The sequence below is a fragment of the Caballeronia sp. genome, from assembly GCF_049581465.1.
Taxonomy (GTDB): domain Bacteria; phylum Pseudomonadota; class Gammaproteobacteria; order Burkholderiales; family Burkholderiaceae; genus Caballeronia.
In genome coordinates this window covers 1-3,488 of the sequence record NZ_JBAUSA010001099.1, presented here as the reverse complement: position 1 = coordinate 3,488, position 3,488 = coordinate 1, and the positions used below count along the sequence as shown (strand labels likewise).

General features: G+C 58.3%; 5 protein-coding genes. 4 read left to right on the top strand and 1 reads right to left on the bottom strand.

From position 1 onward, the window contains the following. The coding region (locus WCA53_RS26885; RefSeq protein ID WP_423917814.1) for a methylated-DNA--[protein]-cysteine S-methyltransferase at positions 1 to 345 on the bottom strand (345 nt) is incomplete at its 3' end. Positions 346 to 624: 279 nt separating this feature from the next. Between WCA53_RS26885 and WCA53_RS26880 the strand changes: the two genes are divergently transcribed. From WCA53_RS26880 to WCA53_RS26865, 4 genes are all read left to right on the top strand, one after another. Then, positions 625 to 1,269 carry a VC0807 family protein gene (locus WCA53_RS26880; RefSeq protein WP_423917809.1) on the top strand — a complete coding sequence of 215 codons (645 nt, stop codon included), beginning with the start codon at positions 625 to 627 and terminating at the stop codon, positions 1,267 to 1,269. A 205-nt stretch (positions 1,270 to 1,474) separates the two neighbouring features. Next, the gene (locus WCA53_RS26875; RefSeq protein WP_423917805.1) at positions 1,475 to 1,795 is read left to right on the top strand and encodes a hypothetical protein; all 321 of its coding nucleotides are present in this window, start codon (positions 1,475 to 1,477) and stop codon (positions 1,793 to 1,795) included. 217 nt (positions 1,796 to 2,012) lie between these two features. Then, positions 2,013 to 2,558 (top strand): hypothetical protein, encoded by a 546-nt coding sequence (locus WCA53_RS26870; protein ID WP_423917802.1) that lies wholly within the window; start codon positions 2,013 to 2,015, stop codon positions 2,556 to 2,558. A gap of 143 nt (positions 2,559 to 2,701) precedes the next feature. Next, positions 2,702 to 3,488 (top strand): alpha/beta fold hydrolase (locus WCA53_RS26865; RefSeq protein ID WP_423917799.1); only part of this gene is annotated, 787 nt, incomplete at its 3' end.

Below are 3,488 nucleotides of genomic sequence, written 5' to 3'. Positions count from 1 at the left end.
GCCTACGGCTCGCGACGCGCCGGGCGCTGCGCCCAGGCTGCGGGCTAGATCGCCGTAGGTCCATGCTGCGCCGAAGGGGATCTCGCGCAACGCCGCCCAAACGCGTTGCTGGAATTCAGTGCCATCGAGCCGTAGCTTCACGGAAAAAGCAGTACGCTGGTTGGCAAAATATTCGCCGATCTGTTCCATCGCCTCTTCGATGACCCGGGATGCCGGCGCGCCCGTGCTGACAAGACCCGCTGGATAGTGCTTCTGGCCGACGAAGAACAGCCCGGTCAGGCAGTCGTCTTCCGCGCGATACACCAGGTGGCCAAGCGGACTGGGTGCAACGTGGCATTCGATCAATCGTTTCTCCGTACAGTGTTTGTTGCTTTGGATGGGCTTGCAGGATTTTACGCGACACGCTCAGTAACGTGACAAAGCCCTATCGATCGTGTCGAGCGGTCGGCCGACAATGTGCGCAAGCAGCGCGGCGTGGAGCGCTAAGGACACACGGTTCCCGAAGGTCGAGGTTTGCTTGGCGAGCGCGTCGTTCGGCGCGGCTGGCGAATCTGCTATTGTCGGTTGGGAGCCAGCGAAATCGAATGAGGGGATTCAGGAATAACGCGTCCAGGGTTCTAACCGATGAAAATCAGGTCTCGATATCTGTCGGCCATCGTGGTGAATTTTGTGGTGCCATGGGTCGTGTATCGCCTCACGCTTCCCCACTATGGACCCGCGTGCGCCCTCGCTGCGTCCATGGTGCCATTAGTCGCGTGGATTGCGTGGGATCTGACGCGCTTCCATCATTTCGATGCATTGACCGCGTTGGTACTGGTCGGAACGACGCTGTCGCTTGTCACCATGTTGCTCACCAACGAATCCCGCAAGCGCTTGGTCGAAGAGCCTCTTGTGTCGGGAATCATAGGTCTGTGTTTGCTGCTTTCACTTACCTGGCGGCGGCCCATGGTGTTCTATCTCGCGCGCTCGACCATGGCGCGCGAAAGCAGCGATGGCGCAGCAGTCTTCGAAAAGTCATGGAGCACCCGGCCGGACTTGCCTGGTCACATTCGTTTAATGACCCTGGTGTGGGGTTTGGGCACGACCTGTGAGAATCTCCTGCGTGGCTATCTTGACTGGAGTTGGCCGGATCAGCATTGGGCTCTTGTCGCGTCGAGAGTGATTGAATATGGGTTCTACGCCGGCCTTACCGGATGGACCGTATGGTATCGGTCGGCGAGAATCAAGAAGGATGCCGCGGGAAGTGGCAATACAGGCGTCTTGGGCTAGCGTAGCGAACAGCATGCTTTCTCGCGGGCTGCATCGGACAGAAATATTGAGTGTTGAAAAAAATTGTCTTCATGCGCCTCGATTTGTGTTCCCCTGAAGGCCGCACCGACAGCGCTGATAGCAGACCGAAGACCCGTCCTGACATCAGTCGCGGGTGTGAGTCAGCAGCGCCGCTGCATGACGACAAATGGAGAATCCAGCAGAAATGAATCGCCGCATCGTTGATGAATTGCTTGTCGAGCACGGGAAAGGGAAGTTCATTTTGAGCCATCGCATTGACGGCACGGACTTCGAAGTAATGGTTACTTTGCTGCAACCGTCGGGGAACACCTTCGTACAGGATTATTGTGCTCGGGAGCGCGTCGGTGCTGGCGTCGACGCACTGGGCGCCGCGGCCGCGCGCAGCTTCAAGGCGGTGCATGCGGCTATTGAAGCCGATCTGCTAGCCAAACCGCCTGGCATGTCCTTGGTGGAGTTCGTCGCCGATCCGGCCATGCGACGCTTGTTCTTTCGTCCGTTCGATTGATTTTTCGTGGTAAGGGGCGGGGTTGGCGCGGGGCCGGGGTTGACATTCCGGCCACCGGGCAGTACTCCCCCGCGAAAGTAAATTTCATAACATTGCCGTTTGCGTATCTAATGTGGGGATTCCCGGCTTTGCGCGGCGGGCGCAGTTGCGCGCCTCCCACCAACGGCGATTTCGCCAGCCTCAATGCACGATACACGGCAATACAAAGAGAAAAGTGATGGATCTTCGAACTGTTAAAGAACTTGCAAAGCTGAAAGCCCAGGTCGGGCCGTTACAAAGGCAATCTGCCGAACTGCTGAATGCGGCCGTGGACCAGGCCAAGAAAACCGCGATCGCGCAATTCAAAAGCCACTTTACGGCGGGTGGGTTCACGGTCGTGGGCGAAGCGAAGCGATACGCCGCCACGTACGAAGGCCTGCAGTTTTTCCTCGAGATCGCAGAAACACACGGTTTGGCATCGTTCTGTGAGTTCTCCCTGGTCCCACCCGCATTGCTCGGCGAAGCGAGGGTGAGGGTGCAGATGATCCAGAAGAGCCTGCCGTCGGCTGATCGACCCGTCACGACGAGAGAGGCCAGTCCGCTTCACGACGTCGAGAGGGAACTCGCCGAGGTACGAACCATGCTTTCATCGTCGGCGCCGGAATTCAGCTTCGCGGTGGTCGAAGAGGAAAATGTTGAAGCGCCAGTCGTATCCGTGATTCGTGGCGACCGGCCCGTCTTCAATTCTTTCGGCGATTTCCTGGTCAGCGTCTATCCCCAATAGCCAGTAGAAGCCATCGGGAGCGGCCGAGCCGATACCATCTGGCGCGCGTCTCTACGATGCGTATCGGTCGAACCCGCGCGCGGGATAAAATCCTTTCGCCGTCGGTTCGCGACCTTTTTCGACCATTTTTCGCGTTGTTTTCAATGACTTCGATTACCGCCAAGCTTTGCGTCGTCCTTGCCATGGCCGCAACCGCAAGCTTATCTGTCCGACCCGTTTGCGCCGACGAACCCGCGTCGTCTGTCGTGCGGGCCGACGCCGATTCACCGGTGTACGGACCGGAACTCGAAGGTTTCGATTACCCCTATCCTGTCGGTCGCTTCGCGATTTCGTCGCAACGGCAAATCGTGCGCATGGCGTACATGGACGTGGCGCCGAAGAACGCGAACGGGCGCACCGTCGTCCTGTTACATGGCAAGAACTTCTGCTCGGCGACGTGGAAGGAAAGCATCGATGTGCTCACCGACGCCGGGTATCGCGTGATCGCACCGGATCAGATTGGTTTTTGCAAATCGACAAAACCGGCGCGTTACCAGTACACCTTTCAGCAACTCGCCCGTAATACGCATGCACTGCTGCAGTCGCTCGGTGTCAAGAAGGCGACGTTCGTCGCGCATTCCACGGGCGGCATGATCGCGGTCCGATACGCGCTCATGTATCCCGACGAAACGCAGCAACTGGTGCTCGTCGACCCGATTGGACTGGAAGACTGGAAGGCGAAGGGCGTTCCGTCGATATCGATTGACGACTGGTATGCACGCGAATTGAAGACGAGCGCAGAAGGGATCCGCAAATACGAGCAATCGACCTATTACGCGGGCCGCTGGAGCGCGCGCTACGAGCCGTGGGTGCAGATGCTGGCAGGGATGAATCGTGGACCGGGAAAAGAGGCGGTTGCGTGGAATTCGGCGCTGCTCTACGACATGATCT

Bases quoted from the DNA above. Each gene is read 5' to 3' on its own strand.
- WCA53_RS26875 (WP_423917805.1), top strand. From the start codon at position 1,475: ATGAATCGCCGCATCGTTGATGAATTGCTTGTCGAGCACGGGAAAGGG.
- WCA53_RS26880 (WP_423917809.1), top strand. From the start codon at position 625: ATGAAAATCAGGTCTCGATATCTGTCGGCCATCGTGGTGAATTTTGTG.
- WCA53_RS26870 (WP_423917802.1), top strand. From the start codon at position 2,013: ATGGATCTTCGAACTGTTAAAGAACTTGCAAAGCTGAAAGCCCAGGTC.